The organism is Bradyrhizobium sp. (assembly GCF_049691595.1).
Classification (GTDB): domain Bacteria; phylum Pseudomonadota; class Alphaproteobacteria; order Rhizobiales; family Xanthobacteraceae; genus Bradyrhizobium.
Map to the genome: position 1 here is coordinate 1 of NZ_JBAVNZ010000517.1, position 2,826 is coordinate 2,826.

3 protein-coding genes and 1 riboswitch are annotated in these 2,826 nt (G+C 64.5%); of the genes, 1 reads left to right on the forward strand and 2 read right to left on the reverse strand.

Annotated features, from left to right (window positions below; genetic code table 11):
- Both WCE35_RS21210 and WCE35_RS21215 read right to left on the reverse strand, forming a co-directional pair.
- The coding region (locus tag WCE35_RS21210; RefSeq protein ID WP_424595278.1) for an MHYT domain-containing protein at positions 1–804 on the reverse strand (804 nt) is incomplete at its 3' end.
- Positions 805–969: 165 nt separating this feature from the next.
- Complete coding sequence (locus tag WCE35_RS21215) at positions 970–1,536, reverse strand: 6,7-dimethyl-8-ribityllumazine synthase (protein ID WP_424595276.1); 567 nt, start codon at positions 1,534–1,536, stop codon at positions 970–972.
- 71 nt (positions 1,537–1,607) lie between these two features.
- Positions 1,608–1,766, reverse strand: a riboswitch (FMN riboswitch).
- A 410-nt stretch (positions 1,767–2,176) separates the two neighbouring features.
- Here WCE35_RS21215 and WCE35_RS21220 point away from each other — a divergent pair.
- Positions 2,177–2,677 (forward strand): YbjN domain-containing protein, encoded by a 501-nt coding sequence (locus WCE35_RS21220; RefSeq protein WP_424595277.1) that lies wholly within the window; start codon positions 2,177–2,179, stop codon positions 2,675–2,677.
- Positions 2,678–2,826 lie beyond the last annotated feature (149 nt).

A 2,826-nucleotide genomic window follows, 5' to 3' on the forward strand; every position in this document is an offset into this window, starting at 1 on the left:
GGCCATGCCGGCGCTGGCCGATGGAAAGTCCGCCTTGAGACCGGCCGCCGCGGGAATGGCGGCAGCCGCATCGGCCGTTGCGACCGCCTTCCTGCGCGGATCCGGCACCAGCGACAGCAGGAAGCCCGCCGCGATCACGAAGCAGAGCAGCGCCACCACCAGCGCAAGCATCTGCGCCGAGGCGGCCAGCCCTTCGATGTGGCGATGCGATCCCTCGGACGGCGGCACCACATGCATGCCGGCCATCGCGGTATAGTGCATGCCCGACACCGCGACGCCGAACGCCACCGCGCTCAGCATCAGCTGCACGCCGCCCTGCCGCGCCAGGAAGGCGCGCAGGCCGCCATAGGCCGCGGCGATCGCGATCAGCACCGACAGCACGACCATGCCGCCGTCATGCGTGATGGCGAAATCGCCTGACAGCCCGTGCATGCCGACATAATGCATGCTGGCGATGCCGAGCCCGAGCAGCGCGGCCGAGGACACCACGCGCGACAGCGACGGCTCGCCCACGCTGACAAAGAACAGCGAAATGCCGACCACCAGCGCGCAGATCAGGAACGACACGATGGTCGGCAGCACCAGATACACGGTGCCGGCCGGCAGCGGCGCCGCCAGCATGCCGACGAAGTGCATGGTCCAGATCCCGACCGCGAAAAAGAACGCCGCGCCCGCCAGCAGCAGGCGATGGCCGGCGTCCGGCGTGCCGCGGATGCGCGCGGCGAGGCCGAAGCCGGTGTAACCCCCCAGGATCGCGATCACCACCGAGAGCGCGACGAGATAGGGATCGTGTCCTTGAAACATCATCGTCCCGGCCGCCCGTCTCCACGGGCGTGCCTCCTCCCCTCGCCGACTTTATATGGCCGGCGGCGGAAATGACAATCGGCCGATGGTGGTGCCTCGGTTCTGACTGAACCAGACCGAGGCTCCATTTCTGACGGGTTTTGTTCGCCCGAAAACGCCGTCGGCCTACACGATCCCCGCGGCGACCTGGCCGCGCAGCCGCTCCAGGCTCAGCAGCGTGTTGGCGCAGGCTTCCGCGACCTCCATCCCCTTGATCGCGAAATGTCTGCGGAAGAATTCGACATGCACCGCGCTCTCATGGAATTGCTGCGGCGTCAGCACCGCGGAGAACACCGGCACCTCGGTGCGCAACTGCACGTCCATCAGCGCCTTGATCACGGTGTCGGCGACGAATTCATGGCGGTAGATGCCGCCATCGACCACGAGCCCGGCCGCGACGATCGCGCTATAGCGCCGCGTCTTGGCCAGCAGTTGCGCATGCAGCGGGATCTCGAACGAGCCCGGCACCTCGAACAGATCGATTTGCGCGCGCGCGATATGGCGCGCCTCGGCCTCGGCAAGAAATGCGATCCGGCACTCCTCCACCACCTCGCGATGCCAGCAGGATTGCACGAAAGCGACCCGCTGCGGTTTTGCGAAACGCGGATGCGCGGACGCGGGTGGACGCTCCGGGGTATCGGGTATTGCTATTTGGGATTTCTGGACGTCAGGCTCTTGCAGCATCTGATTCATGGCTTTCCTCTTTCAGGACCAGAATCAGGGCACACGGAACAACGTCAGCCACGCAAACGCGCGGCCGCCGCAACCGTTCTCTTTCATCCGGACTTTAACCGTCGGCCTCGGAATCGCACCGAATCTGCTGACCCTTCTTCCCAAGGATTCCAGGAAAGAAGGCGCTCGCGGGCTTGGGCTATTTTACCCTTACCGCCGGCGGGGAGTTTCACCCCGCCCTGAGAACATCGGCCGCCCGGGATGAGCGGCCTGTCTGCAAATATGGACAAACGCCAACGGGCGGGCAAGCACCTTTGGCATGGGGAATCGGCATGTCGCCATGCGCCCCGGGAGAGCCTCGGCGACGGGCGGGGGGCTGAGAACGTCGGAGCGCAAAAGTTAACGATTGGTAAACGCGGCGAATCCGATTCCGATTTGTTCTCAATTAATAATTACGACTTTTATGAGTTGTGGACGGGCCGCGCTTTCGCTGTGGACGGACTCGGCATGCAGTTGCGCGGATTCCGCAAATCACATCACTTCATCCCGGCAGGCCCCGGGCAACCCCGGAGAATTGCAGCCGGTGGCGACGCAACCCATTCGCGCACGCCGGTCCCCGCGTGCGTATCAACAGATCAAGAAGAACAAGGATCGAGACGGCATGTCCCTCCTCGAAGGCATCATCGATTCCCAAAACAATCCGCTCGCGGTGGTCGAGGATATCGCCGCCGATAACAACTGGGCGTTCGAGCGCTCCGGCGACGACGAGGTGACGATCGTCTCCAAGGGCGAGTGGACCGACTATCAGCTTTCCTTCACCTGGATGGGCGAGATCGAGGCGCTGCATCTGGCGTGCGCCTTCGACATCAAGATTCCCGCCGCCCGCCGGCCTGAGGTGCAGCGGCTGATCGCTTCGATCAACGAGCAATTGTGGATCGGCCATTTCGATATCTGGACCCACACCGGCATGATCATGTACCGGCAGGCGCTGGTGCTGCCGGGCGGCCTCATTGCTTCCGCCGCGCAATGCGAAAGCATGCTGGTCGGCGCCATCCACGCCTGCGAGCGCTATTACCCCGCGTTCCAGTTCGTGGTGTGGGCCGGGAAGAACGCGGCGGAGGCGATGGCCGCGGCGATGTTCGACACCGAGGGCGAGGCGTAAGTCTCTCGGTAGCCCGCGGGCCCCTCCAAATATCCGATGTCGTCCCGGCGAACGCCGGGACCCATACGCCGTGACGTCGAGGCTTGAGCAAACTGCTTGTGGCCCGTCCCTCGCTTCACTAGAACCGGCTGTGGTTATGGGTCCCCGCG